24 protein-coding genes are annotated in these 25,467 nt (G+C 58.0%); 11 read left to right on the top strand and 13 right to left on the bottom strand.

Annotation, left to right across the window (positions count from 1 at the left end; translation table 11 throughout):
• Positions 1-85 precede the first annotated feature (85 nt).
• Positions 86-673: a TetR/AcrR family transcriptional regulator gene (locus UB90_RS06270; RefSeq protein WP_065325483.1), complete on the top strand. Its 588-nt coding sequence runs from the start codon at positions 86-88 to the stop codon at positions 671-673.
• Here the strand turns inward: UB90_RS06270 and UB90_RS06265 are convergent.
• The 7 genes from UB90_RS06265 to mutM form a co-directional block, all read right to left on the bottom strand.
• Positions 666-1,286, bottom strand: a complete 621-nt coding sequence (locus tag UB90_RS06265) for a LysE family translocator (protein WP_065325484.1) — start codon at positions 1,284-1,286, stop codon at positions 666-668. The genes UB90_RS06270 and UB90_RS06265 overlap by 8 nt on opposite strands.
• Positions 1,283-2,380 carry a DNA replication/repair protein RecF gene (recF, locus tag UB90_RS06260; RefSeq protein ID WP_065325485.1) on the bottom strand — a complete coding sequence of 366 codons (1,098 nt, stop codon included), beginning with the start codon at positions 2,378-2,380 and terminating at the stop codon, positions 1,283-1,285. The genes UB90_RS06265 and recF overlap by 4 nt, the downstream gene beginning before the upstream one ends.
• Before the next feature lie 66 nt (positions 2,381-2,446).
• A complete protein-coding gene (gene dnaN, locus UB90_RS06255; RefSeq protein WP_065325486.1) occupies positions 2,447-3,568 on the bottom strand; it encodes a DNA polymerase III subunit beta in 1,122 nt (373 codons plus the stop codon).
• Positions 3,569-3,850: 282 nt separating this feature from the next.
• Positions 3,851-5,263, bottom strand: a complete 1,413-nt coding sequence (gene dnaA, locus UB90_RS06250) for a chromosomal replication initiator protein DnaA (RefSeq protein WP_065321455.1) — start codon at positions 5,261-5,263, stop codon at positions 3,851-3,853.
• 601 nt (positions 5,264-5,864) lie between these two features.
• Complete coding sequence (rpsT, locus tag UB90_RS06245; RefSeq protein ID WP_005608828.1) at positions 5,865-6,128, bottom strand: 30S ribosomal protein S20; 264 nt, start codon at positions 6,126-6,128, stop codon at positions 5,865-5,867.
• Positions 6,129-6,450: 322 nt separating this feature from the next.
• A complete protein-coding gene (locus UB90_RS06240; RefSeq protein WP_005608826.1) occupies positions 6,451-7,227 on the bottom strand; it encodes an enoyl-CoA hydratase in 777 nt (258 codons plus the stop codon).
• A gap of 65 nt (positions 7,228-7,292) precedes the next feature.
• On the bottom strand, positions 7,293-8,144 hold the full coding sequence (mutM, locus tag UB90_RS06235) for a bifunctional DNA-formamidopyrimidine glycosylase/DNA-(apurinic or apyrimidinic site) lyase (RefSeq protein WP_065325487.1): 852 nt from the start codon (positions 8,142-8,144) through the stop codon (positions 7,293-7,295).
• Positions 8,145-8,230: 86 nt separating this feature from the next.
• Between mutM and ubiE the strand changes: the two genes are divergently transcribed.
• Together ubiE and ubiB are read left to right on the top strand one after the other, a co-directional pair.
• On the top strand, positions 8,231-8,983 hold the full coding sequence (gene ubiE / locus UB90_RS06230) for a bifunctional demethylmenaquinone methyltransferase/2-methoxy-6-polyprenyl-1,4-benzoquinol methylase UbiE (protein ID WP_005608820.1): 753 nt from the start codon (positions 8,231-8,233) through the stop codon (positions 8,981-8,983).
• A gap of 3 nt (positions 8,984-8,986) precedes the next feature.
• Positions 8,987-10,513, top strand: coding sequence for a 2-polyprenylphenol 6-hydroxylase (gene ubiB / locus UB90_RS06225; RefSeq protein WP_065325488.1), 1,527 nt, complete (start codon positions 8,987-8,989; stop codon positions 10,511-10,513).
• A gap of 102 nt (positions 10,514-10,615) precedes the next feature.
• On the opposite strand, the gene UB90_RS06220 is transcribed toward ubiB, so the two are convergent.
• Positions 10,616-11,791, bottom strand: coding sequence for an acetyl-CoA C-acyltransferase family protein (locus UB90_RS06220; RefSeq protein ID WP_065325489.1), 1,176 nt, complete (start codon positions 11,789-11,791; stop codon positions 10,616-10,618).
• Positions 11,792-11,899: 108 nt separating this feature from the next.
• On the opposite strand from UB90_RS06220, the gene UB90_RS06215 reads away from it, so the two are divergent.
• The 3 genes from UB90_RS06215 (at position 11,900) to tdh (ending at position 14,863) form a co-directional block, all read left to right on the top strand.
• Entirely contained in the window at positions 11,900-12,466 is a 567-nt protein-coding gene (locus UB90_RS06215; protein ID WP_005608813.1) for a helix-turn-helix domain-containing protein, read from the top strand.
• 164 nt (positions 12,467-12,630) lie between these two features.
• Positions 12,631-13,815, top strand: coding sequence for a glycine C-acetyltransferase (locus tag UB90_RS06210; RefSeq protein ID WP_065325490.1), 1,185 nt, complete (start codon positions 12,631-12,633; stop codon positions 13,813-13,815).
• A gap of 16 nt (positions 13,816-13,831) precedes the next feature.
• Positions 13,832-14,863 (top strand): L-threonine 3-dehydrogenase, encoded by a 1,032-nt coding sequence (gene tdh, locus UB90_RS06205; RefSeq protein ID WP_065325622.1) that lies wholly within the window; start codon positions 13,832-13,834, stop codon positions 14,861-14,863.
• A 217-nt stretch (positions 14,864-15,080) separates the two neighbouring features.
• On the opposite strand, the gene UB90_RS06200 is transcribed toward tdh, so the two are convergent.
• The 3 genes from UB90_RS06200 to UB90_RS06190 all read right to left on the bottom strand — a co-directional run bounded on the left by UB90_RS06200 (position 15,081) and on the right by UB90_RS06190 (position 18,833).
• Positions 15,081-15,818: a metallophosphoesterase family protein gene (locus UB90_RS06200; protein WP_065325491.1), complete on the bottom strand. Its 738-nt coding sequence runs from the start codon at positions 15,816-15,818 to the stop codon at positions 15,081-15,083.
• Between the two features lie 180 nt (positions 15,819-15,998).
• Positions 15,999-17,594: a phosphoglycerate dehydrogenase gene (gene serA, locus UB90_RS06195; protein WP_065325623.1), complete on the bottom strand. Its 1,596-nt coding sequence runs from the start codon at positions 17,592-17,594 to the stop codon at positions 15,999-16,001.
• A 93-nt stretch (positions 17,595-17,687) separates the two neighbouring features.
• Entirely contained in the window at positions 17,688-18,833 is a 1,146-nt protein-coding gene (locus tag UB90_RS06190) for a phosphoserine transaminase (RefSeq protein WP_065325492.1), read from the bottom strand.
• Between the two features lie 236 nt (positions 18,834-19,069).
• Here UB90_RS06190 and serB point away from each other — a divergent pair, with 236 nt between their 5' ends.
• Positions 19,070-19,945 (top strand): phosphoserine phosphatase SerB, encoded by an 876-nt coding sequence (serB, locus tag UB90_RS06185; RefSeq protein ID WP_065331913.1) that lies wholly within the window; start codon positions 19,070-19,072, stop codon positions 19,943-19,945.
• A gap of 4 nt (positions 19,946-19,949) precedes the next feature.
• Positions 19,950-20,708: a TSUP family transporter gene (locus UB90_RS06180; RefSeq protein WP_065325494.1), complete on the top strand. Its 759-nt coding sequence runs from the start codon at positions 19,950-19,952 to the stop codon at positions 20,706-20,708.
• An 18-nt stretch (positions 20,709-20,726) separates the two neighbouring features.
• Here the strand turns inward: UB90_RS06180 and UB90_RS06175 are convergent, their stop codons facing one another.
• Positions 20,727-21,734, bottom strand: coding sequence for an asparaginase (locus tag UB90_RS06175; RefSeq protein ID WP_065325495.1), 1,008 nt, complete (start codon positions 21,732-21,734; stop codon positions 20,727-20,729).
• A 227-nt stretch (positions 21,735-21,961) separates the two neighbouring features.
• Between UB90_RS06175 and UB90_RS06170 the strand changes: the two genes are divergently transcribed.
• The 3 genes from UB90_RS06170 to UB90_RS06160 all read left to right on the top strand — a co-directional run bounded on the left by UB90_RS06170 (position 21,962) and on the right by UB90_RS06160 (position 24,282).
• The gene (locus tag UB90_RS06170; protein WP_005608792.1) at positions 21,962-22,495 is read left to right on the top strand and encodes an invasion associated locus B family protein; all 534 of its coding nucleotides are present in this window, start codon (positions 21,962-21,964) and stop codon (positions 22,493-22,495) included.
• A gap of 223 nt (positions 22,496-22,718) precedes the next feature.
• A complete protein-coding gene (gene rlmN / locus UB90_RS06165) occupies positions 22,719-23,912 on the top strand; it encodes a dual-specificity RNA methyltransferase RlmN (RefSeq protein ID WP_065325496.1) in 1,194 nt (397 codons plus the stop codon).
• Between the two features lie 163 nt (positions 23,913-24,075).
• A complete protein-coding gene (locus UB90_RS06160; protein WP_065325497.1) occupies positions 24,076-24,282 on the top strand; it encodes a hypothetical protein in 207 nt (68 codons plus the stop codon).
• A gap of 204 nt (positions 24,283-24,486) precedes the next feature.
• On the opposite strand, the gene UB90_RS06155 is transcribed toward UB90_RS06160, so the two are convergent.
• Complete coding sequence (locus UB90_RS06155) at positions 24,487-25,335, bottom strand: LOG family protein (RefSeq protein ID WP_009177592.1); 849 nt, start codon at positions 25,333-25,335, stop codon at positions 24,487-24,489.
• Positions 25,336-25,467: the final 132 nt, after the last annotated feature.

The following is a 25,467-nucleotide window of genomic DNA, read 5'->3' as shown; positions in this document are numbered from 1 at the left end:
CGGTCAACTTAAAGACCGAATAATTGACCATGGTCAATTATTATATTGACCGAGGTCATTATTTTTGTGCAGGAGATATGTGCTCATGACCCGTGCGCCACAAAAACGCCGATTGGAAACAAGGGCAAAGCTCTTATCGGTTGCCGAGGACCTCATCGATGCCAATGGCGTATCTGCCTTGCGGGTTGAGGATGTCGTGGCCCGTGCAGGCGTCGCTAAGGGAACATTCTTTTCCCATTTCGGCGACAAAGACGGATTACTTGCGGTGATTCTGGGGGCCCAGGTGATGCGTCACATAGAGGACATGGACGCCGCTCCCGCCCCGAAAACGCCTGCCGAGATCGCACAACGGCTCTCGCTATTATTGGATTTCATCTCCCAAGACCGGATGATTTTTGACCTGCTGCTGCGCTATTCCGGCACCACCGGCGCGGAGGTAGACGAGGTCGTTACCCAAGGCTTCCTTCGCCAGATTTCGATGTTCACGGGGTGGATCTCTCAGATGCAGGCCGCTGGCACATTGCGCGGCGATGCCAATCCGGAATTTTTGGCCGAAGGGATACAGGCCTTTTTAAACCATGTGCTGGCCACGGGGTTCTGCATGGAGCATGGCGATTTGCCGCCTCCGGCAGAGGCACTTGTTCCTTATCTGGAACAGTGGCTACTCACGTGAAAGGAATGATGCAGGCCACTGCAATCAGCAGGTAGCCTGCGCCAAGGTTCATCCGCCTCAACGCCGTGGGCGAGGACAAGAGCACTCGAACCTTGCTCACAAATCCAGCCAAAATCACATTGCCAAGCATTGGAACGACCATGGACACACCGATTATCGCGGCCATGTCGCTTGGCGTTACCGCTGATAAGTCAAAAAAGCCCGGCAAGATCCCCATGTAGAAAAGCGCAGCCTTTGGATTGCCAAGGATCACGATGACGCCCGCTAATAACCCCGCCCATCTGCCCGGTTTGGTCAAACGATTGTTGCCCGAAATAGGCGTTCCAGCGCTGCGAATGGTGCTGATCCCCATCACCAGAAACATAAGAACGGCAACACCTTTCAAAACCAGCGCAATCTGCTCGGATGCTGCCGAGAGGGAGCTGACCCCGATCACCGCGATGAGCGGCCAGAACATGTCTCCGACTGCGACGCCCAGCGCCAACGGCCAGCCCGCGTGAAATCCGCCTGACATGGAGCGTGCAACAAGCGCGAGCCAAACCGGACCCGGCGTCAGAAACAGGACGAATACCGCGCCTGCATAGATCGCCAGATCCCAAGCCGTTAATGTCATTCTTGAACCACTTCACTCAGACCATTCTGGTCAACGACTTCCAAATGCTGGGCGCGATCCCCGAGCTCCTGAAACAACTCAGGGCCGGTTCCTGTCATCCACGCCTGTGTCCCCAAAGCGCAAATTTCATCATAGAGCGCCGCCCGCCGATTCCCGTCAAGATGCGCCGCAACCTCGTCCAACAGCAGGATTGGCACGGACCCTTCTTCGGCTTGTAGGGCACGCGCATTGGCAAGGATTAGCGACACCAACAGCGCCTTCTGCTCACCAGTGGAGCAATCCTTGGCAGGTAGGCCCTTGGCCGCATACGCCCCCATCAGGTCACTGCGATGCGGCCCCACCAACGTCCGCCCAACCGCCAGATCCCGCGCACGCCCCGCATCCAGTGCAGCGCGGAGATCATCAGCACTTTCGGGCATCTCACCTTCAGCCTGAATGAGCTGTAGCTCCGCCACCGGAAAAGCGGTTTCCGCTTCCTTTTGCGCGGCTGTCAGCCGCGACACCGCATCTACACGGGTCTGATGAATGCGAAATCCGGCTTCGGCCATCTGCCCTTCCAGCACCCGATACCATGCCGCATCGCGCACATTGTCCTTCAGCAGGCGGTTGCGTTCTCGCATCGCTTTTTCATAGGCCAGCGTCGCCTCGGCATGATCGGGGTCAAAGCTGAGCGCGATACGGTCCAGAAACCGCCGCCGCCCCTCTGCCCCTTCGATCCACAACCGATCCATCGCCGGAATGAGCCAGACCACCCGCGCTATGCGCCCCAAGGCAACCTGACTGGCCGCTTTGTTGTCGATCTTTACCTGTCGGGCGTTACCACCTTCTGATGAGGTCTCAACCTCAAAGGTCGGACCGGTGGTTTGCAACAGTCCCTTCAGCTTCCAGCCCAGAGCCTCCGGTTGGCGCGCCATATCCGCAGCGGACGCCCGCCTGATCCCACGTCCGGGCGAAAACAGAGACACTGCCTCAAGGATATTGGTTTTGCCCGCACCATTGTTGCCGTGGATGGCGACGGGGCGTGCATCCAAATGCAAATCCGCCCGCAGATGCGAGCGGAAATGAGACATGAACAGGGAGGTCAGTGCCAGCACGGGCCTTCATCTTTTCCAAAATACCTCCGCCGGAGGCCGGGCCGTCAGGCCCGTTCCAACGATGCGTCAGACGCGCATCGGCATGACCACATAGACCGCGCTCTCGTCGCTGCCTTCGCGCATCAAGGTCGGATCGCCAGAGGAGTTGAACATAAACACGGCGTTTTCACGATCCACCTGATTGGCGATCTCAAGGAGGTATTTGGCGTTAAAACCAATCTCCAGCCGCTCGTCGCTATAAGCTACAGCAAGCTCTTCTTCTGCGGCACCGCTGTCTGGTGCGTTCACCGACAGGACCAAACGATCCTCATCCAGTTGCAGCTTCACGGCGCGAGAGCGTTCCGAAGACACGGTTGCAACCCGGTCCACTGCCTTTGCAAACTCGCTCGCATCCACTTCAAGACGGCGGGTGTTGCCGACCGGAATAACGCGAGTGTAGTCAGGGAAGGTACCATCGATGACCTTCGAGGTCAGGGTGATGTTCGGCGTCGCAAACCTCACCTTGGTTTCCGACACAGACACAGCGATGTCCATCTCATCATCATCCAGAAGCTTGCGCAGCTCGCCCACGGTTTTGCGCGGAACGATGACGCCGGGCATATCCTCGGCCCCTATCGGCAGGTCCGCATCAATGCGCGCCAGACGGTGGCCATCGGTCGCCACACAACGCAGGGCTTTACCACCGTTCTCGCCGGTGGCCACATGCATATAGACACCGTTCAAATAGTAGCGGGTCTCCTCAGTGGAGATGGCAAACTTCGATTTATCAAACAGTCTTCGCAGCACCGCAGCGTTGGCGGTGAAGTTGGAGTGATACTCCGATGTGGCCATCACCGGAAAGTCCTCGCGCGGCAGGGTTGCCAGCGAGAAGTTCGACCGGCCGGCCTCGACGGTCAAGCGACCGGTCGCAGCATCCGCATTGAGCGTCACCAGCGCCCCATCGGGGAGTTTGCGGACAATCTCATGCAAGGTGGTGGCGGCAACTGTAGTGGCACCAGCACGCTCTACCTGAGCGGGCGCTTTGTCGACCACCTCAATATCAAGGTCGGTGGCGCGGAACATCACATCACTGCCCTCGGCCTCGATGAGGACATTTGCGAGGATCGGAATGGTGTTGCGGCGCTCAACCACCGACTGCGCTTGGGCCACAGCCTTCAGAAGCGTTGCGCGTTCAATGCTGATCTTCATTTCCCTCTATCCTCTTCGGCTGGCAGTCTTTGGAAACATGTGGTTCGAGCGGAACGGCAGATTAACCTTCCTGCCCCTCAACACAAGGTTTTTTATTGATTTCTCCAAGGGAATGAGAGGGGCGTCAAGAGCAGAGCGACATGCCTGCCCACAAAGTCACAAAACAGTCAAAGATGCATCAGATTTGCCGCTTGCAAAATAAGAACGGCCCCGGTGGGCATCCGGGGCCGTGATCTCTTGGCAGGCGGGGTTGAGGCGCAGCCTGCCGATCTAAGTTTGTCGTTACGCCTCGAGCGAACGACGCAGCATTTCGACGTCTTCGGCGATCTGCCCGTCGATGGTCTTGAGCTCTTCGATGCGGCGTACACCGTGCATCACTGTAGTGTGGTCACGGCCACCAAAGCGACGGCCGATCTCTGGCAGCGAGCGGCTGGTCAACTGCTTGCACAGGTACATCGCCACCTGACGCGGCCGTGCATAAGACCGCAGACGCTTGGGACCGATGATGTCGGACATGCGGATATTGTAGTATTCCGAGACCTTGCGCTGGATTTCCTCGACGGTGATTTTGCGCTCGGAAGCACGCAACACATCCGCCAGACAATCCTGGGTCAGGTCCATGTCGATCTCACGACCTACGAGGGAGGCAAAGGCGAACAGACGAGTCAGCGCCCCTTCGAGAACCCGTACATTGGTCGAGATGCGATGCGCGAGCAGTTCCAGCACACCATCTGCGATTTTCAGATCCGGATAGTTCTTGCGGTTCTGTTGCACCTTGGTCTGTAGAATTCCTAGACGCAGCTCATAATCGGTCGGGTGCAAATCCACCACGAGACCGCATTGCAGGCGCGATTTCACGCGATCCTCAAGATCCTTGATCTCGCCGGGTGCGCGATCTGCGGAAATGATGATCTGCTTGTTCTGGTCCACCAGCGCATTGAAAGTGTGGAAGAACTCTTCCTGCGTGGAATCCTTGCCAGCGATGAACTGAACGTCATCCACCATCAACACGTCCACCGAGCGGAAAAGGTGTTTAAAGTCCATCATCTTGCGCTCACGCAGAGCCTGCACAAAGCGGTACATGAACTGTTCTGCTGACAGATACAGAACGTTCAGTTCCGGATTGCGCTCTTTCAGCTCCCACGCGATGGCGTGCATCAGGTGCGTTTTACCAAGGCCCACACCGCCATAAAGCACCAGCGGGTTAAATGTCACAGGACCACCCTCACCGACGCGGCGCGCGGCAGCATGCGCCAATTCGTTGGGTTTGCCGACAACAAAGCTGTCGAAGGTGAAACGCGGATCCAAAGGCGCCGCCTGCAGTTCTTCCAGCGGCGATTTCACAGAGGCGCTTCCTTCCTGAGTGGTCCCCTGATCCACAATGGTTGTCGGAGCAGGAGTAGGCTCTTCGATAGCTTCGGACACCGTCGGCTGCACCGGACGGGTTGGAGAGTTTGCGGCAACCTTGAAGGCCAGTCGCTGCACAGGTTCCCCCGATTTGTTGAACTCATGCAGAATCAGATCTGCAAAGTTCTGGCTGACGTAGTTGCCCATAAAATTGGTGGGCACGTGGAATGTTGCCACGCCTCCGTCGACCTGATCCAGCTCAAGCGGCTCAATCCATGTTGTAAAGTTGTTCTGCCCGACCGTCTTTAGCAAACGTTTTCTTAGTAGACCCCATGTGTCGTCTGTCATGCTGCGCCTCACGCATCCTGTGTTATGGCCGGATTTTCGGCCTATCGTTTCGTCCCAGTCCGGCTGTTCTGCTCAGAACAATCCGGTCACGATCGGGCACAGAAAGAACGTCGCCAGCCTGCATGCAAACTGACCTTCACGTGTTTCGATAACCGAAAACAACGTCATGTAACGTGCGGCAACACACAAAATGGCCGCAACGAAAAAACGTTCGCCCTTAATTCACTGAATGAGACAGATGCCTAACGTGAAGTGCGCGGCGCACTACGCCTTATACTTCATTGTTCCGGTGCCACGCGCAGCGCGCAGATCACCGGCTATAACAACTCTAATGCCCGTCAGAGTTGTCGCGAGCAGCCTGTCCCCCCAGCGAATGAATCGCTGCAACAGTGGTAGCAATTTCGGACATAGAGCGGCAACGAAACTATGATGTTGACTCGGGCTTGGACGACAAAGAATCTCTGCGACTCGTCAGAAGTGACCGGAATCCTTCAAACAAAAAAGCACCGCCATCAGCGGTGCTTTTTCATGTTGAAATCTGGATCAACGCCGCTAGTGGCGCGACATCAGAATCGCCGGACTGGCCAGCGTAAGAAGAGCGTTAGCCCAGCGCTTTCACCCGCGCAGACAGGCGGGAGATTTTACGGGACGCGGTGTTTTTGTGGTAAACGCCTTTGGTCACGCCGCGCATCAGTTCGGGCTGAGCCGCACGCAGAGCTGCGGTTGCAGCTTCTTTGTCGCCGGATGCGATGGCTTCTTCGACTTTACGCAGGTAGGTGCGGATGCGCGAACGACGAGCTTTGTTGATGGCAAAGCGCTTTTCGTTCTGACGTGCGCGCTTCTTAGCCTGAGGAGTGTTTGCCATGGTGTGGTGACCTTATCTTCGAGTTCGTAGTGTTCAATTATGGCGAATGCCAGCCGAACCCGGATCGGATCACCGGTCGTGATTCTAGCCTAAGCGGGCTGCACGCGCATGTATGACGGTGGTCATTACTGGATTCGCGCACAAAGCGCAAGCGATCCCTTGAAACACCGTTTCTTGGAGTGTCTCGCCGAGGAGAATGCAAAAAACGGGCCCGCGGGCCCGTTTTCAAACTTCGCTATCTAACCGGAGGCCATAGTATTTTAGATATCAGTGGGGCCCGTGCGACGTCATTTGCATCGGCACAGAGCCTCACCAAATCTGGTTACTTGTCCCGGAACTGCGCTTCGCGCTTTTCTAGGAAAGCTGCCATACCTTCCTTCTGGTCTTCCGTTGCAAACATGGAATGGAAGACCCGCCGTTCAAAGAGCATGCCCTCGCTCAGCGGCAATTCATACGCGCGATTGACTGCCTCCTTGGCGGCAATCGAGGTCAGAACTGATTTCTCGGCGATCTTATTGGCCGCGGCCATCGCCTCTTCGATCAGTTTCTTGGCCGGAACCACGCGCGACACCAGACCAGCCCGCTCCGCCTCTTCGGCAGTCATGAAGCGGCCCGTCAGATTCATATCCATCGACTTCGACTTCCCGACAAACCGGGTCAGGCGCTGAGTACCGCCCATGCCTGCGATCACACCGAGGTTGATCTCGGGTTGGCCGAACTTTGCGGTTTCTGCTGCGATGATGAAATCACACATCATGGCAACCTCGCAGCCCCCGCCCAGCGCGTAGCCGGATACAGCCGCGATAATCGGTTTGCGGATGGCCGAAATCCGATCATTGGTGTCGGCAAAAAGATTCGACGTGAATACGTCGACATAGCTCATCTCCGACATCTCTTTGATGTCGGCGCCCGCTGCAAAGGCTTTTTCCGAGCCGGTCAGCACGATGCAGCGCACTTTGTCGCTGGCGTCCGCTTCTTCCAAAGCGGCACACAACTCGCCCAGAAGGACGGAATTGAGCGCGTTCAACGCTTCAGGCCGGTTCAGCTTGATGAGGCAGACGTGGTCCTGAGTATCGACGTTGATCGTCTCATAGGCCATGACAATTCGCTTTCGGTTGTTTCTCCTGAACCAGAGTCATTATCACGGCGGCTCTCGCTTTCAAGCTATCTTTGGCATTTGCCACAGTAGAAGGACGACCGCCCGGATTGGGTGATTCGAGAGACTGTCCCCCCACAGCCAGCCCGTCGGCAAGGCTCTCCTTCGCGCCCGTATACATCAAAGGTATGTTGAAAATATCCAAGTTCGCCATTGGCTTGGCGAAAATCCTTGAGCGACGATCCCCCCGCTGCAATCGCGTCTAGCAACACTTGACGAATGATAGGAACCAGCGCTGCAACGCGCGGCGCGCTGATTTTTCCAACTTCGCGACGTGGCGAAATGCCCGCACGGAAAAGCGTCTCACAGACATAGATATTGCCAAGGCCCGCGATGATTCCCTGATCGAGCAGCGCGGATTTCACGGGCGTCTTGCGGCCCTTGAAGGCTGTGACAAGGTGATTTTCATGGAAATCGTTCCCCAAAGGCTCCGGTCCCAGCACCGCAAGCAGCTTGTGACTGTCGGCTGTCGCCGTATCCAGCAGGTCCATCGCACCAAAGCGGCGAGGATCATTAAAAGTGACCCGCGCGCCATTTTCCATGTGAAAGACCACATGATCATGTTTGGCGATTTGCGGATGCGCATGCACAAACTGGCCAAGCGGGTCACCCGATACCGTCATCCGCCCTGACATACCAAGGTGAACCAAGAGCGTCTCGCCGCTATCAAGGTCAGCAAGGATGTATTTCGACCGCCGTCGCATCGACAGCACCCTGCGCCCCGATAGCCGGTCCGCCATACGATCCGGAAAAGGCCAGCGCAAATCGGGCCGGTTCACATCGGCGCGGGTGATGACCTCCCCCTCCATAGAGGGTTGCAGGCCCCGCATCACCGTCTCGACCTCGGGCAATTCAGGCATTAGAGGACTCCCCTGACAGAAGGGCGCATTGTGCCGCCCCGTGAGCGCTCTATAACAAGTGCGAAACTGCGAGGACGACAAGGCCAATGACCGAGAAATCTGACAGCACCACCCATTTCGGCTTTGAAACCGTGCCGGAGCACGAAAAGGCAGGCCGGGTTCAGGGGGTCTTCAACTCCGTTGCCTCGAAATATGACATCATGAACGATGTGATGAGCGTCGGCATCCACCGAATCTGGAAGGATGCAATGATGGACTGGCTCGCGCCGCGCCCCGGTCAGCGTCTGCTGGATGTGGCGGGCGGCACCGGCGACATCTCCTTCCGTTTCCTAAAACGTGCAGGCTACGGTCACTCCACCGTGCTTGATCTGACCACACCGATGCTGGAAGAGGGTCGCAAACGGGCAGAGGCCGAACAAATGGCCGAGAGTTTGGACTGGGTGACCGGCGACGCAATGGCGCTGCCGTTCAAAGATAACACCTTCGACGTCTATACTATTTCTTTCGGAATTCGGAATGTGACCCGCCCGCAAGAAGCCCTGAACGAAGCCTACCGCGTCCTGAAACCCGGCGGACGCCTGATGGTGCTGGAGTTCAGCCAATTGCCCAACGACGGGCTGCAAAAACTCTATGATCTCTATAGCTTCAACGTGATCCCGCGAATGGGGCAGATGATCGCAGGTGACTATGACAGTTATCAATATCTCGTGGAATCGATCCGCAACTTCCCGGATCAAGACACATTCCTCGGAATGGTAAAACAGGCCGGGTTTGAAAATGCCAAATACCGCAACATGTCGATGGGCATTGCCGCTCTGCACTCGGGCTGGAAGATCTGATCGATGCGCGGACCTCACAATATCATCCGCCTGATCCGCACAGGCGCGACTATGGTGCGCACTGGCGCCATGAATGTGGTACTCGACGCCTTTGACGCGCCAGCCCCTTTGCGCATGGTGGCCTATACACTTGGCTGGCCTTTCCAGTGGCTAGGCTACAAGGGCGACCCATCCATGCCACCGGCAACCCGCGCGATCACTGCATTGGGACCCGCCTACATTAAATTCGGTCAGGTGCTCTCAACCCGCCCCGACGTGGTTGGCGAGGATATGGCGCGGCAGTTGCGTGTCTTGCAGGACAAACTCCCCCCCTTCCCGCGCGAAGTCGCCATGGCAGAGGTCGCCAAGGAACTGGGCCGCCCGGTCGATGAGATTTTCACGGAATTCTCCGAACCTATCGCTGCGGCTTCCATCGCGCAGGTCCATCGCGCCCGCCTGACAGAGACCGGTCAGGACGTCGCCGTCAAGGTTTTGCGCCCCGGTGTTGAGCGTGCCTTCCGCAAGGATGTGGATGCATTCTACTTTGCCGCCCGCATTGCTGAACTTTTCGCACCCGGCGCCAAACGTCTGCGCCCCATGGATGTGATCACCCACTTCGATGGCGTTGTCCGTGGCGAATTGGATCTGCGCCTTGAAAGTGCGGCCGCCTCAGAGTTCGCGGATAACACCTCCAATGACGCGGGCTTCCAACTTCCGCCAGTGCTGTGGAATTACTCGGCCCGCCGGGTAATGACACTGGGCTGGGCCGACGGGTTGCCGATTGGCGACAATGACGCGCTGGACGCCGCGGGCCACGACCGTCACGCGCTGGGTGAACGGGTTTTGTCCCTGTTCCTGAACCATGCGCTGCGCGACGGGTATTTCCATGCTGACATGCACCAAGGCAATATGAAGGTCGCCGCCAATGGCGACATCATTGCCTATGATTTTGGCATCATGGGCCATATCGACCTTTATACTCGCCGGGTCTATGCCGAGATCCTCTATGGTTTCATCAAACGCGACTATCAACGCGTGGCCGAGGTCCATTTCGAGGCAGGCTATGTACCCGCCACGCAGGATGTGGACGAGTTCGCCCGCGCCCTGCGTGCAGTAGGCGAGCCAATCTTTGGCATGGACGCCACTCATATCTCCATGGGGCGGCTCTTGAATTACCTCTTTGAGGTGACAGAACGCTTCGGCATGGAAACCCGTACCGAGTTGATCCTGTTGCAGCGCACCATGGTGGTGGTCGAAGGCGTCGCCCGCTCGCTCGATCCGCGCATCAACATCTGGGATGTCGCAAAACCGGTGGTGGAGGACTACATCAAATCCTCCATCGGTCCCCGCGCTATCGCGTCTGATCTGGGCAAGACCGCGCTGGTCTTGGCCCGCTTTGGCCCGCGCCTGCCGACTTTGGTGGAACGTGCCCTGATCGCCCAGGCGCAGGAACCTGAAGACAAATCTGCTCGTCGCCCTTGGAAACGTGCCGCAGCCGCGGGCGCAGCTGTTGGTGTCCTCGCCACTCTCATCATCACGCATGCAATATAACAAAAGAGGGTGCCGACGATATCAGCACCCTCTTCTAACCTAAAATATCCTGGGGTGAATGCGCGCCAGCGCAGAGGGGCAACGCCCCTCCGCCCGATCAGGTCAAAGACGCTCGACTGCCAGTGCAATACCCTGACCACCACCGATACACATGGTGATGATCGCCCGGCGACCGCCCGTGCGTTCCAGCTCATACAGCGCCTTGACGGTAATGATGGCTCCGGTTGCCCCCACCGGATGCCCCAATGCGATCGCACCGCCATTGGGGTTCACTTTGGCGGCGTCCAGCCCGAGCACTTTGTTCACCGCCAGTGCCTGTGCTGCAAAGGCCTCGTTTGACTCGATGAGATCGAAATCCCCGACGGTCATATCGATGCGCTTCAGCAGCTGCTCCACCGCCGGAATCGGACCAACGCCCATTACCTCGGGCCGCACGCCCGCATGGGCATACCCCAGAACGCGTGCCTTGGGTTTCAGACCGGCCTTCTCCGCCGCCTCACCGGTTGCCAGCACCAGTGCCGCTGCGCCATCGTTGATCCCCGACGCATTGCCCGCCGTGACACGGCCATCCTTCTGAAACACCGGGCGCAGGCCTGCGAGCGCTTCCAGAGAGGTGGCTTTGGGGTGCTCGTCCACTTCAAACGGCACCATATCGCGTTTGATTTTTACCTCGACCGGTACAATCTGGCTTTGGAAATAGCTCGCCTCAATCGCCGCTGCAGCGCGGGTCTGGCTGGCCATGGCAAATTCGTCCATCTGTTCACGGGTGATCTCATGCTCGTCTGCGACATTCTCTGCCGTCACCCCCATATGGCCAGTCCCAAAGGGGCAATTGAGCGCGCCCAGCATCATGTCGAGCGATTTCACATCGCCCATTTTTTGCCCCCAGCGGGTCGAAGGCGTGATGAAAGGACTGCGCGACATGTTCTCGGAACCACCCGTAAGCGCGAACTCCGCGTCTCCCAGCATCAAGGCCTGAATGCCCGAAACAATTGCTTGCGCGCCCGATCCACACAGCCGGTTCACATTCATCGCCGGTGTGGTTTCGGGAATACCTGCCTGCATCGCGGCCACCCGCGACAAATACATGTCGCGCGGCTCGGTGTTGATGACATGGCCGTAGACCACGGTGCCGATTTGCGCAGGCTCAACACCGGAACGCTCCATTGCTGCCTTGGCCACCGTCGCGCCCAGATCGATCGGCGCAGTTTGTGCCAATGCGCCACCAAAGGCACCAATCGCCGTGCGCGCGCCGTCCAAAATCACGATATCCGTCATGTCTCACTCCTCATGTCCGTTTGCGCCAGTATGCACCCGCAGCATAAACCTGTCCCGCAGGACGTCCCGTCATTGACAGCCACTGCGGCGCGCGCCACTACTTCCGTCATGACGGACACAACAGACGATATCCTGACCCTTTTGCCCGCCCGCCTGAAAGAGGCACGCCGGGCACAAGGGTTGAGCCTAGAGGCGGTGGCGAACCTTTCCGGAGTCAGCCGCTCAATGGTGAGCCAGATCGAACGGGGGGAGAGCTCTCCCACGATCGCAACACTTTGGAATCTCACCCGCGCGCTTCAGGTGGATTTCGCCGGACTGTTGGAGGCCAGCGAAACGGTGGACCGCATCGATGTTCTGCGCGCGCGGGATGTGCCGGTGATCGACAGCAAGGCCGCGCAATGCACCATCGCCATCCTGTCTCCGCCTGAAGATGTCGGCGGGCATGAGGTCTATGACATCAGCTTTGCTGCTGGAGGGGCCTTGATCAGCCAACCCCATGCGCCCGGCACTCGGGAGCAACTGACGGTCTTGGAGGGAACGGTTGTCTTGACCTCCGGTACGGCTGAGGATCGCCTCTCGCCGGGAGATACAGCCCGCTATGCGGCCGATGTTTCGCACGCGATTGCCGCCCCGGACGGCGCTGCGCGTGTATTCCTGATTGTGAAGAACAGTTGAGGGGCGCGGCCCCTCTTGGCCTCGCGGCCAATTCACCCCGGGATATTTTCAGTTAGAAGATATAAATTCCGCAATCACGGATTTTTTTCCGCAAAGGTGAAATTCCACCTTTACGGACACATGTCCACTATGACAGACTTCGGAAAACAACCGGAGTCGTGCTCATGTCCAATGCTTTCCTCAGCCACATCAGCGAAACCCTGACGCAGATCGAAGCCGATGGTCTTTACAAGCACGAACGAATGATCACCTCGCCTCAGGGCGGCGAGATCCGGGTGGGCGACCGCGCGGTCATCAACCTCTGTGCCAACAACTATCTTGGCTTGGCCGATCATCCAGATCTGATTGCCGCTGCAAAGACTGTGATGGACGACAAGGGCTATGGTATGGCTTCGGTCCGTTTCATCTGCGGCACGCTGGATCTGCACCGCGAGCTGGAGCAGCGCATTGCAAAATTCCTGGGCAAGGACGATTCGATCCTGTTTGCCGCCTGTTTTGACGCCAATGGCGGGCTGTTCGAACCCTTGCTTGGGCCAGAGGATGCGATTGTCTCCGACAGTCTGAACCACGCTTCCATCATCGACGGCATCCGCCTCTGCAAGGCGCAGCGCTACCGCTATGCCAACAACGACATGGCAGATCTGGAGGCCAAGCTGAAAGACGCCCGTGCAGCTGGTGCACGCCACGTCATGGTGGCCACCGATGGCGTGTTTTCCATGGATGGTTATCTGGCCAACCTGCCTGCAATCCGCGAAATAGCCGACCGTTATGATGCGGTGGTTATGGTCGATGACTGTCATGCGACGGGGTTCATGGGGCCGCATGGGGCCGGCACGCCGGATCATTTTGGTGTCGACGTCGACATCCTGACCGGCACACTGGGCAAGGCGCTGGGCGGTGCGATTGGCGGCTATATCGCCGGACCGCAACCGGTGATTGACCTGTTGCGTCAGCGCGCACGGCCCTATCTGTTTTCAAACTCGTTGCCGCCTGCGGTCGTGGCGGCGGGACTGGAAGCAATTCGTCTGGTTGAAGAGGGCGAGGATCTCCGCAAGCAGCTGTTCGAGAACGCTAAATTCTGGCGTGAGGGCCTGACCGAACTGGGGTTCGACCTGCTGCCCGGCGAACACCCGATCATCCCGGTGATGCTGGGAGACGCCAAGCTCGCACAAGCCATGGCAACCAAACTCTTTGACGAAGGCGTCTATGTCTCCGGCTTCTTCTTTCCCGTCGTGCCCAAGGGCCAGGCCCGCATCCGCACCCAGATGAATGCCGCACTGACCCGTGAAGAATTAACCCGAGCCCTCGGCGCGTTTGAGCGTGCGGGCAAAGCCTGTGGAGTGATCTGACATGCTGCCCAACACAATGAAAGCCCTTGAAAAATCCAAACCCGAAGAGGGTCTCTGGATGGTGCAGGCGCCGGTACCGGACATCGGGCCGGATGATGTTCTGATCAAGGTCAACAAAACCGGCATTTGCGGCACCGACATTCACATCTGGAACTGGGACGATTGGGCCGCACATACCGTGCCCGTGCCGATGATTACCGGCCATGAATTCGCAGGCGAGATCGTGGAGCTGGGGCGGAACGTGACCGGGCTCTCGGTCGGGCAGCGTTGCTCGGGCGAGGGGCATCTGATCGGCACCGAGAGCCGTCAGTCACGCTCTGGCAAGTTTCACCTTGATCCGGGCACCCGCGGGATCGGGGTCAACGAGCAAGGCGCATTTGCGCAATATCTGCGCCTTCCCGCGTTTAATGTGGTGCCCCTGCCTGACGACATTCCGGATGAAATTGGCGCGATCCTCGACCCGCTGGGCAATGCCGTGCATACCGCGCTGAGCTTTGATTTGCTGGGTGAAGATGTGCTGATCACCGGCGCAGGCCCCATCGGCATTATGGCAGCAGCCGTCGCCCGCCACGCCGGGGCGCGACATGTGGTCATCACGGATGTGAACGGTGACCGTCTGGCATTGGCGGAACAGGTCGCGCGGGTGCGTACCGTCAACGTGGCCAAGGAAGACCTGAATGACGTGAAGCACGAGCTGGGTCTGAAAGAAGGCTTTGACGTCGGGCTTGAGATGTCCGGCAACCAGCAGGCGCTGGACCAAATGGTTGAGGCCCTAGTGATGGGTGGCAAGATCGCACTTCTTGGGATTCCACCGGGCAAATCCCCGGTCGATTGGTCGCGCATCGTCTTTAAGGCGATCACTATCAAAGGCGTCTATGGCCGCGAGATGTTCGAAACCTGGTACAAGATGATCGCCATGCTGCAAAACGGTCTCGATGTAAGCAAAGTAATCACTCACCGCTTTTCTGTTGATGATTTCGGGCAGGGCTTTACAGCCATGAAGTCAGGCCAAAGCGGTAAGGTCGTGTTGGATTGGACTGGGCGTTAGTCCGCGTTCAAACGAAAAGAGGCAGGCAACCCCGATCCGGGGTGCCTGCCACAGTAAGGACAACGTGAAGCATAACTAAACGCCGCTGAAGACAGGGGATCCTGCTTGCAGGGGGCTACAAAGGAACAGCGCGTTAGCCACGCACATCGTTATACAACCTTTACGGGTGTCGTAACAACAATTCTCTCGCAAAATCGCTTCTGGCGTGTGCCGTGCCCTATGACTGGCGAGGTTCCAGTGGTTTGCGCCCCTCGGAGGTCAGGCACCATGCCTTATCCCCTTCGAACACCACGGGCACGAGGGTACGCCCGTACCCTGCCCCACAGTCAATATCGACACGATTGCCATAATGAACCGGACATTTCTCTGCAGTGTGCCCATGTACGATCAGATGCGGGTGGCTCTCGGTGTTCTCAAGAAACCCCTGCCGAATCCATAGCATATCGTGCTCGGTCTGCTCCTTCAGTGGCACACCCGGGCGAATACCTGCATGCACAAAGAACTGCTCACCTGCCTGATGGGACAGAGGCAACGAATCGATCCAAGCCAAATGTTGAGCAGGAACTGCCGCGCGTGCGGCCTCATGCACACGGGATTTACGATCACTCGGGCCGCAGTCCACACCATAGGAGGCCAGCGTCTGCGCGCCGCCGATGCGTTCCTGTAAATAATAGAGCTCAACCGGAAGATGCGGGTCTTCTCGCGGAAAATCTTCCATAAACCAGGTAAACATACGGTCATGATTGCCCTTGAGGCAGGTCCAATTGCGGCCGTCGGCCTGACCTTGCATCAAACGATCAATAACACCCCGGCTGTCAGGACCGCGGTCCACATAGTCGCCCACAAAGACCACCTCCGCCTCAGCACCACCATCCACGGTGATCAGCTCCAACGCGCGCTCAAGCTGTTCGGTCTGTCCGTGAATGTCACCGATTGCGTAGATAGGTTTGGTCATAGGAGAGGCGTCTTTCGGTTGTCTGCAGTCAGAGGCGGTCATCGCACCGGAGTAAATGCGTCCGAGGCCATTTGCCGCCACAATGGCGCGCGGGCGCGTCAGGGCAAGTAAAAACAGGTATTTAATACAAAAAACGGGCCCATCCTTCGATGAGCCCGCATTCTTTTCAAATCACCCGGTTCAGGCGACGTCGAATGCCAGCGGTTTGATCTGGGTGAAATACCCAGTCTCCGCCAGTTTCGCGCGTGCATCGGCTGGAACTTCTGCATCCACATAAAGAAGCGCGATTGCCTCGCCGCCAACCTCATTCCGGCCCAGCGTAAAGTTGGCGATGTTCACATCCATATCACCAAGGGTCTGCCCCAAGGTACCGATGATGCCCGGAACGTCCTTGTTGGTGGTGTAGAGCATGTGCGCGCCCACTTCGGCGTCGATATTGATGCCCTTGATCTGGATGAAGCGCGGCTTGCCATCGGAGAAGACGGTGCCCGCGACGGAACGCTCGCGTTTGGCCGTCACCACGGTCACCTTGATGTAACCATCGAACGAGCCGGATTTGTCCTGATTGGTGGTGGATATCTGGATACCGCGTTCTTTGGCAACCACAGGCGCGGAGACCATGTTCACATCAGGGTTCACCTTTTTCATGATGCCCGCGACCACCGAACAGTTCAGCGCATCGAGGTTCATGTCTGCCGCGACACCATCATAGAGCACATTGATCGCAGTGATCGGCTCATCCGTCATCTGGCCTGCAAAAGCACCGAGATGGTCAGCCAGTTTGATCCACGGACCCATAACTTTGGCTTCTTCAGCAGTCACTGATGGCATGTTGAGTGCGTTTTCCACCGCACCGGTCAGCAGATAGTTTGCCATCTGGTCCGCGACTTGCAGCGCCACGTTTTCCTGCGCCTCAGTTGTTGCGGCCCCAAGGTGCGGTGTGCAAACTACATTGGGCAGGTTGAACAGAGGGTTTTCCTTAGCCGGTTCCACAGAGAACACATCAAAGGCCGCCCCTGCAACATGACCCGAGGTCAGTGCTTCGGCCAGTGCATCTTCGTCCACCAGACCACCACGGGCACAGTTGATGATGCGCACGCCCTTCTTGGTTTTGGAGATGTTTTCGCGGCTCAGGATATTCTTGGTCTGCTCGGTCAGCGGCACATGGAGAGTGATGAAATCGGCGCGCGCGAGCAGTTCGTCCAGTTCGACCTTTTCGACCTGCATCTTCTTGGCCTTTTCCTCGGATAGGAACGGATCATAGGCCACAACCTTCATCTTCAGGCCCCGGGCGCGGTCGCAGACGATGCCACCAATGTTGCCAGCGCCAATCACGCCGAGGGTCTTGCCGGTCAGCTCAACGCCCATGAATTTGGACTTTTCCCACTTGCCCGCATGGGTCGAGGCAGAGGCCTCGGGGACCTGTCGCGCAACGGCGAACATCATCGCAATCGCATGTTCGGCGGTGGTGATCATGTTGCCGAAGGGAGTGTTCATGACGATCACACCCTTCTTCGACGCAGCTTCCTTGTCGATGTTGTCGGTGCCGATCCCGGCACGGCCAATCACCTTGAGGTTGGTGGCGTTTTCCAGAATGGTCGGCGTCACTTTGGTGGCGGAGCGGATCGCGAGGCCATCATATTGGCCGATGATTTCAGCCAGCTTTTCTTTGTCCTTGCCCACGTCGGGCAGGAAATCCACGTCAATGCCGCGGTCACGGAAGATCTGAACGGCGGCGTCCGAGAGTTTGTCGGAGATGAGTACTTTGGGGGCCATTTGCATTGGTCCTTTGTCTGCGGGGGCCGAGGGGCGGCCTGGAATAGCGGGAGTGGTTGGGTGCAGCCTGGGCTGACGCCCAGACGCTATCCTTTAGCCTTGCGCGGCGATCTCGGCCTCAAAGGCCCATGCGAGCCACGGCAGCATGGCCTCGATGTCGGCCGTCTGGACCGTGCCGCCACACCAGATCCGCAGACCGGCAGGCGCGTCCCGGTAAGCACCGATATCGTAGGCGATGCCCTCGGCCTCCAGCCGCTTGGCCACAGCCTTGGCAAAGCTCGCACCGTCCTTGATCCGCTTGTCGGTGAACTTCAGACACACAGAGGTGTTGGAGCGCGTCGCCGGATCATTGGCGAGGTTTTCAATCCAGTCGTTGGCATAGGCAAAGGCGTGGATCGCATTGGCATTGGCATTGGCCCGACCAATCAACCCCTCAAGGCCGCCCACCGACCGCGCCCAATCGAGCGCGAACAGATAGTCCTCAACCGCCAGCATCGACGGCGTGTTGATAGTTGCACCGGTGAAAATACCGTCGATCAGTTTGCCACCCTTGGTCAGGCGGAAGATTTTCGGCAGCGGCCATGCGGGCGTATAGCTCTCCAGGCGCTCGACTGCGCGGGGGCTGAGGACGATCACGCCATGTGCCGCTTCGCCGCCCAGCACCTTTTGCCAGGAGAAGGTCGTCACATCCAGCTTCTGCCATGGCAGTTCCTGCGCGAAGGCCGCAGAGGTCGCGTCACATATTGTCAGACCTTCGCGGTCGTTATTGATCCAGTCGCCATTGGGAACCCGCACGCCGGAGGTGGTGCCGTTCCATGTGAAAACCACATCATTATCGGGGTCCACCGTCGCGAGATCGACGATGTCGCCATAGTCGGCGGTCTTGACCTCAGCGTCGATTTTCAGCTGCTTCACCACATCGGTGACCCAGCCTGCGCCAAAGCTTTCCCAGGCGAGCATCTCAACTTTGCGCTCACCCAGCAGGTTCCACATCGCCATCTCGACCGCGCCAGTGTCGGACGCAGGCACGATGCCGATCTTGTAGTCTGCGGGAATGCCCAGAACCTCGCGGGTGCCTTCGATGGCGGCGAGGAGCTTTTCCTTGCCAACAGCAGCGCGGTGGCTGCGACCCAGAGGCGCGCCAGCGAGTTTGGACAGATCATAGGTGGGGGGTTTGGCGCAGGGGCCAGAAGAAAAACGCGGATTGGCCGGCCGCGATGCCGGTTGTGCAATAGCCATAAATGCTACCCTTCCAGATAAGCGCCCCTCGTTGGGGAGGGGTGTCCCACCGACAGCGATATGCGGGGGTGCGATTCCGCGCAACTGGGAAAATCGACCGTTTGCGCCGCTTTGGGAAAATTTTGCGACCCCGAATGACGCCAATCGGAAACTTTTATGCCCCTTGCCCCTCCGGGCTGGTGCCACGGGTAAGCCCTCGTTAAGAGAAGACAACCCGCCTTGAACGGAGAACACCCATGCATGTCGCCACCCTGCTCGTGAACCCTGCCAATCCGACGCTGGAACCTTCACTCGTCGAGTCGCTGAGGAACGCTTGGGGCGGGGGTAAGGCCCATTGGCTGAACCCCGGCATTGCGGCGGAGTTCACGCTGGAAGCGCTTCCCGACAATCAATGGGAGGTCTGGAACGATCTGCAAGGCATGAGCGTCGATCTGGTGCTGCAATTCACTGAGGGACGGCGCAAGAAGATGCTTCTGGCAGACATGGACTCGACCATGATCCAGCAGGAGTGCATCGACGAGCTGGCGGATGAAGCCGGTGTTGGCGCACGGGTCAAAGACATCACCGCCCGCGCGATGAATGGCGAATTGGATTTCGAGGGCGCGCTGACCGAGCGTGTGGGATTGCTCAAGGGCCTTTCCGAATCTGTGATCTCTGAGGTTCTGGACAACCGCATCACCTTTATGCCGGGGGGCCGCGCACTCTTGGCGACGATGAAAGCCGATGGGGCATATGCGGCGCTGGTTTCTGGGGGATTTACCGCCTTTACCGCGCGTGTCGCGGCGGAACTGGGATTTGACGAAAACCGCGCCAATACTCTGATCGTCGCAGAGGGCACGCTGACAGGCGAGGTGGGCCACCCGATTCTTGGCCGCGAGGCCAAGGTCGAAGCGCTGGAACAAATCACTGCGCGCCTTGGTATTTCTGAGGCAGACGTGATTGCGGTTGGTGATGGGGCCAATGATCTTGGCATGTTGACCCGTGCGGGGGCTGGCGTGGCGCTGCACGCCAAACCCTCGGTCGCGGCAGAGTGCAACATCCGCATCAATCACGGCGATCTGACGGCTCTTTTGTATGTGCAGGGCTACAGCCGGGACGATTTCAAAGGATAATTAAATGTTCGAAGTCACCTTCGAGGTGCTGCTGCTGTTGATGGCAGCGGGCTTTGCCGCTGGTTTTATTGACGCGGTCGCCGGTGGCGGCGGGCTCATCACAGTGCCCGTCCTGCTCATTGCAGGCGCCAACCCGGTCACGGCGCTTGCAACCAACAAGATCCAGGGGCTGTTTGGCGCGGCCACGGCGGCGATCACCTATGCCCGCGGCGGCCATGTGGACCTTGGTACACAATGGAAACCTGCGGTAATCGCGTTTTTCGCCTCCATCGGCGGGGCGCTTTTGGTGTCGGTGCTGCCGGTCGATCTGATCCGCTATGCCCTGCCGGTCCTTTTGATCGGAATCGCAGTGTTTTTTGCCACCAAGAAGGGGCTGAACGATGTGGACCGCGCACGCCGTTTGTCGCCTGCAGTCTTTGCGGCCACCCTGGTGCCCCTCTGTGCAGCCTATGACGGTTTGCTCGGTCCCGGTGCGGGCAGTTTCTATATGCTCGCCTTTGTGGGGCTTGCAGGCTACGGAGTGCTCAAGGCGACCGCGCACACAAAGCTGTTGAACTTCGCATCAAACGCGGGCGCACTGGCGGCTTTTGCGGTTGTGGCAACACCGTGGTGGTTCACCGGCCTCGCCATGGGTCTTGCTCAGATCGCAGGTGCGCGAGTTGGAGCGGGACTTGCCCAAAAACAGGGGGCAAAGGTGATCAAGCCGCTGTTGGTTCTGACGACCGTCACCCTTGCCCTGAAACTGATCTGGGATCTTCTGTAACCTGCAAAATCTGGACAGTTAGAACTGCAGGCCAGCGGCGGGTCGCATTTCCCCACAGTGGATGCCGTTCCAATTGGTAATTGGCGCACTCATATAGGACTTCGCCGAGGGGCTGTTGCCATCGAGCGCGCCAAGGCTCACCAGTAGGGTTGTGATCGCGTTCTCAGCCGCGCGCGTGGTGCCATCCACGACTTTCAGTGCAATCCCCAGCTCTTGCTCGGGGAGGATGGCAACAAACACGCCCTCCGCCCCTGTTTTTACGGAGACCTTACCGCCCATATCCCGCATCAAGGCCGTGCAGGCGCGACCTTCGCCAGCCACCAACTCCGGATGCAGTGCCATGGCTTCGCGCAACTGTACCGCCGCATCATCAGCGCGCCCGTTGCGGGTATGTGCCGAAGCAAACCAGCCCATGGCGCGCGCAAGTCCTGTAATGCTGCATGCAAAATTAGGCGCAGAGCACCCGTCTATGCCATATGTGGGGCTGGTCTCGCCGGTGGCTTCTTCAAACGCCTCTTGGCAGGCCTGCTGTACCGGGTGGTCGATCTCCACATACTCAGATCCCGCTCCCAAGTGCTGAGAGAGCGTTAGGAAACCTGCGTGCTTCCCCGAGCAGTTGTTGTGGATTTGGCACGGGCTGTCGTCATGTTTGATAAGACTATGCAGCACTTCACTATCACGCGGTTTCTGTGCGCCACAACGCAGGTCACCCTCACTGAGGTCCAATTGTTCAAGCCAATTGCTGACCCGGTCAATGTGGATGCGCGCGCCGTTATGAGAGGCACAAGCCAGCGCGAGCTGCTCGCGCGTCAACCCGTAGCGCGCCGCAGCCCCCGAGGTCAAAAGCGGAAGTGCCTGTACCATTTTGCAGGAACTGCGTGGATAGATCACCTGTTCCGGGTTGCCCCAAACGCGCACAACCTCCCCTTTGCCGTTGCAGATCACGGCATGGCCGAGGTGCTGGCTTTCGAGCAGGCTACCCCGCCAAATTTCGGTAAAAGGTGCAGGGGCGATCGGGCTGGTCATAGGCTTGGCTCTTTGTTTTTAGGAATTTTAATCGCAGCAGACATTCAAAACCCCGGCTTTTCAAGGAAAAGGCGGCAAAAACCTGCCAAACCCAGCAATTGCGCATGGCCCTCGTTCCGCTAATATGCTTGTGTCAAGGATCATGAGGCATGGGCACAGACGGTGTGCAAAACACCGCACACAAGGCCCGGAGACAATTGAGGAAGACAGTCTTGGAGGCGGGACGTATGGCATTGAAACTCCGTCGCTTAGCAGGCGCGCTTATGCTGGCTGGCATGGCCACCACCGCAAGCGCACAGCAAGCAACGACAGATAACCGCGTGGGTGCGCATGTGGATTGGAGCGTCTTTGAAGAGACCTCTCCGCGCGAGTGCATAGGCGTCTCGGCACCGAAAGAAACGGTAAACACCCGCGATGGCCGCGTGGTCGCCGTGCGTCGCAGTGAAATTCGACTGTTTGTGTTTTATCGCCCGGATGGCGGCAACAAAGGTCAGGTTACCTTTACCGGAGGCTATCCTTTCGCCCCCGGTTCTACGGTGAATATGAAAATCGGTGATTCCGAATTTGAGCTGTTCACCGAAGGGGAATGGGCATGGCCTGCAACGCCGACCGATGATGCCAAGATCATCACCGCGATGAAGCGGGGATCAGATGCATCGCTAACCGCACGATCCTCGCGGGGGACGCAAACCAAAGATACCTTCTCTTTGCTTGGCTTCACTGCAGCGATTGAAGACGCAGAAAAGCGCTGTTCCGGCTGAGGCGCAAGCGATCAACACCTACATGAGGCGGCGAAGCGCGGGCTTCGCCGTTTTCTTTTGCGAGGCGCTGCCTCGCGCTCCGGGATATTTTGGGTTAGAAGAGATACGTGCCTGTTGCCCCATGCATAGCAGGGTTGAACGAGAATCCTTTTGATCTTGGGCCGATCTCCTATATAGAGCCGCATCCAGCCCCGTTTTGACACAAGCCAGCGAGACCCGTCTCATGACAGCCTCAGCGCCGATCACCCAAGATGTTCTGACCCTGCCTCGCAAGGAGCCGGAAGGTGGCAAGATAAACCTTGTCGGCCTGACCCGTGACCGCATGCGGGAAGTGCTGATGGAGCATGGCACGCCGGAAAAACAGGCGAAGATGCGGGTCGGACAGATCTGGCAGTGGATTTATCAGTGGGGCGTGCGTGATTTCTCTGAGATGACCAACCTCGCCAAGGCGTATCGCGCCCAGCTTGAGGAAACATTCGAGATCCGCATTCCTGAGGTTGTGTCCAAACAAGTCTCAACCGATGGCACCCGAAAATATCTGGTGCGGATCAATGGCGGCCATGAGGTCGAAGTGGTCTACATCCCAGAAGATGATCGCGGGACGCTGTGTATTTCGTCGCAGGTGGGATGTACGCTGACCTGTTCCTTCTGTCACACTGGCACCCAGAAGCTGGTGCGCAATCTGACGCCCGCTGAGATCATCGGTCAGGTGATGATGGCGCGTGATGATCTGGAGGAATGGCCGACGCCCGGCGCGCCCAAAGACGAGACTCGTCTGTTGTCCAACATTGTGCTGATGGGCATGGGCGAGCCTCTCTATAATTTTGAAAACGTGCGTGATGCGATGAAGATTGCGATGGACCCCGAAGGGATATCGCTGTCACGCCGTCGCATTACCCTGTCGACCTCAGGCGTGGTGCCCGAAATCGCCCGTACCGCGGAAGAGATTGGCTGCTTGTTGGCGATCTCGTTCCACGCCACCACCGATGAGGTGCGCGATGTGCTGGTGCCAATCAACCGGCGCTGGAACATTGATGAGCTTTTGCAGTCCTTGGCGAATTATCCCAAAGTGTCGAACTCCGAGCGGATCACCTTTGAGTATGTGATGCTGGATGGGGTGAATGACTCTGATGAGGATGCGCACCGGCTGTTGGAGCATATCAAACGCTACAACATCCCGGCAAAGATCAACCTCATTCCCTTCAATGAGTGGCCCGGAGCGCCCTACAAACGGTCGTCAAACAACCGTATCCGGGCCTTCGCGAACATCATCTATCAGGCCGGTTACGCCTCACCGATCCGCAAGACGCGTGGTGATGACATCATGGCGGCCTGCGGTCAGTTGAAATCCGCCACCGAACGCGCTCGCAAGAGTCGTAAACAGATCGAAGCCGAGGCGGGCATGGGCCAAAGCTGAGCCTTGCCAACACAACTGAGATCCTTCGAGGCGCTGCGAATAATCGTAGCGCCTTATTCTTTCCCAATTTTAGCAAAATTTGCGCCACCTGAGGCCGACAGTCTCAGAATCAGAAACAGTACACGGAAACAATCTCCGGACAGCAAATAGAGCAAAGGGCAGAATGATGATTGGACAGCAGATCGCGCAAATGGATGATGGTATTCTCTCGTTGGTGCGTGAGGAACGGCGTAAAGCACTGAGCCCGCGTGAATGGCAATTTCGCCTGCGTGGCTATGGATATGCCATCCGCGACGAAGACGGTGCACAGGTGCTGACACGTCTGCCGCGCGGTGAAGCCGTCGGTATTTTGCCTGCGGATATGAACTGATCGGTCGTCAGGTTTTCCAAATTCTTATGGTCTAACGCGCTCCCGACGTTCCCACAAACGTTCCCATCCCACCCACAAGGGAAAACGACTTTTGGCCATAGGTTTCCGCCCTTTCGGGCGGACCCGCGCGCCGGGCCCCATGGGCCCGGCGCGCGGTCGTCTGTCGCTGCTCTTGCGACCAAATTTCAGGTATAGCGGTGACGCTTAGCGCTCGCGACCGGGCAAGTTTTGACGTGCAGGGACCGGGTTCCATGCATCAATCGCCTCAATCGCCTCATCTGCACTTTCGACAAATTTAAACAGATCAAGATCCTGCTCGGAGATAGTGCCCGCATCCGCCAGCGCCTCCCAATTGATGATCTTCTCCCAGAAACTGCGACCAAAGAGCAGGAACGGCACCGGTTCCATGCGACCGGTCTGGATCAGCGTCAGCGCCTCAAACAGCTCATCTAGGGTGCCAAATCCACCCGGAAAGACGCAGATCGCCTCCGCCCGCATCAGGAAATGCATCTTGCGGATCGCAAAATAGTGGAAGTTGAAGCAAAGTTCAGGTGTGACAAATTCATTCGGAGCCTGCTCGTGTGGCAACACGATATTGAGCCCGATGGATTCACCTTCGGCATCTACCGCGCCACGGTTTCCAGCCTCCATCACACCGGGTCCGCCCCCTGTCACAACAACATGACGACGCCCGCCAGAAGCCTTGGACTTCTCGGTCATCTTGCGCGCGAACTCGCGTGCCTCATCATAGAAATGACTAAGATCCGCGAGCGTCTGAGTACGCGCCTTATCCTTGTCGCGAGGGGCCGGTATGCGAGCGCCGCCGAACATCACGACGGTGCTCTCGATGCCTTTTTCATCAAGCATCAGCTGCGGCTTCAACAGTTCCAACTGCAACCGCACTGGGCGCAGTTCCTCACGGCACAAAAAACCCTCATCCGCGAAGGCTAGCTGATAGACTGGCGACTGGGTCTGCGGCGTAACGGGTACATGTTCGGCGCGGCTACGGTCTGCGCGGGCATCGGGGAAACGGCTATTGCGGTCGTCACTCATATCAAATCTTGCCTGTTCTTTGATCCAAAAGGTCAGACCCTGTCATAGCCCGAGCGCCTTGCTCAGGCCAGCGCTCAAATCCTGTCATCTATCCCCTTGCCTCCTGCGAGCATTTCCCTAGGGTTCGCCGCA

It is taken from the genome of Tritonibacter mobilis (assembly GCF_001681715.1).
GTDB lineage: Bacteria > Pseudomonadota > Alphaproteobacteria > Rhodobacterales > Rhodobacteraceae > Epibacterium > Epibacterium mobile.
The sequence above is the reverse complement of the archived record's forward strand: the minus strand, read 5'-3'. Positions and strand labels throughout refer to the sequence as shown.

What these genes read in the sequence shown, in the direction of transcription:
- UB90_RS06270 (WP_065325483.1), top strand. Translation starts at nt 86, where the DNA reads ATGACCCGTGCGCCACAAAAACGCCGATTGGAAACAAGGGCAAAGCTC.
- UB90_RS06265 (WP_065325484.1), bottom strand. Translation starts at nt 1,286, where the DNA reads ATGACATTAACGGCTTGGGATCTGGCGATCTATGCAGGCGCGGTATTC.
- dnaN (WP_065325486.1), bottom strand. Translation starts at nt 3,568, where the DNA reads ATGAAGATCAGCATTGAACGCGCAACGCTTCTGAAGGCTGTGGCCCAA.
- dnaA (WP_065321455.1), bottom strand. Translation starts at nt 5,263, where the DNA reads ATGACAGACGACACATGGGGTCTACTAAGAAAACGTTTGCTAAAGACG.
- rpsT (WP_005608828.1), bottom strand. Translation starts at nt 6,128, where the DNA reads ATGGCAAACACTCCTCAGGCTAAGAAGCGCGCACGTCAGAACGAAAAG.
- UB90_RS06240 (WP_005608826.1), bottom strand. Translation starts at nt 7,227, where the DNA reads ATGGCCTATGAGACGATCAACGTCGATACTCAGGACCACGTCTGCCTC.
- mutM (WP_065325487.1), bottom strand. Translation starts at nt 8,144, where the DNA reads ATGCCTGAATTGCCCGAGGTCGAGACGGTGATGCGGGGCCTGCAACCC.
- ubiE (WP_005608820.1), top strand. Translation starts at nt 8,231, where the DNA reads ATGACCGAGAAATCTGACAGCACCACCCATTTCGGCTTTGAAACCGTG.
- ubiB (WP_065325488.1), top strand. Translation starts at nt 8,987, where the DNA reads ATGCGCGGACCTCACAATATCATCCGCCTGATCCGCACAGGCGCGACT.
- UB90_RS06220 (WP_065325489.1), bottom strand. Translation starts at nt 11,791, where the DNA reads ATGACGGATATCGTGATTTTGGACGGCGCGCGCACGGCGATTGGTGCC.
- UB90_RS06215 (WP_005608813.1), top strand. Translation starts at nt 11,900, where the DNA reads ATGACGGACACAACAGACGATATCCTGACCCTTTTGCCCGCCCGCCTG.
- UB90_RS06210 (WP_065325490.1), top strand. Translation starts at nt 12,631, where the DNA reads ATGTCCAATGCTTTCCTCAGCCACATCAGCGAAACCCTGACGCAGATC.
- tdh (WP_065325622.1), top strand. Translation starts at nt 13,832, where the DNA reads ATGAAAGCCCTTGAAAAATCCAAACCCGAAGAGGGTCTCTGGATGGTG.
- UB90_RS06200 (WP_065325491.1), bottom strand. Translation starts at nt 15,818, where the DNA reads ATGACCAAACCTATCTACGCAATCGGTGACATTCACGGACAGACCGAA.
- serA (WP_065325623.1), bottom strand. Translation starts at nt 17,594, where the DNA reads ATGGCCCCCAAAGTACTCATCTCCGACAAACTCTCGGACGCCGCCGTT.
- UB90_RS06190 (WP_065325492.1), bottom strand. Translation starts at nt 18,833, where the DNA reads ATGGCTATTGCACAACCGGCATCGCGGCCGGCCAATCCGCGTTTTTCT.
- serB (WP_065331913.1), top strand. Translation starts at nt 19,070, where the DNA reads ATGCATGTCGCCACCCTGCTCGTGAACCCTGCCAATCCGACGCTGGAA.
- UB90_RS06180 (WP_065325494.1), top strand. Translation starts at nt 19,950, where the DNA reads ATGTTCGAAGTCACCTTCGAGGTGCTGCTGCTGTTGATGGCAGCGGGC.
- UB90_RS06175 (WP_065325495.1), bottom strand. Translation starts at nt 21,734, where the DNA reads ATGACCAGCCCGATCGCCCCTGCACCTTTTACCGAAATTTGGCGGGGT.
- UB90_RS06170 (WP_005608792.1), top strand. Translation starts at nt 21,962, where the DNA reads ATGGCATTGAAACTCCGTCGCTTAGCAGGCGCGCTTATGCTGGCTGGC.
- rlmN (WP_065325496.1), top strand. Translation starts at nt 22,719, where the DNA reads ATGACAGCCTCAGCGCCGATCACCCAAGATGTTCTGACCCTGCCTCGC.
- UB90_RS06160 (WP_065325497.1), top strand. Translation starts at nt 24,076, where the DNA reads ATGATGATTGGACAGCAGATCGCGCAAATGGATGATGGTATTCTCTCG.
- UB90_RS06155 (WP_009177592.1), bottom strand. Translation starts at nt 25,335, where the DNA reads ATGAGTGACGACCGCAATAGCCGTTTCCCCGATGCCCGCGCAGACCGT.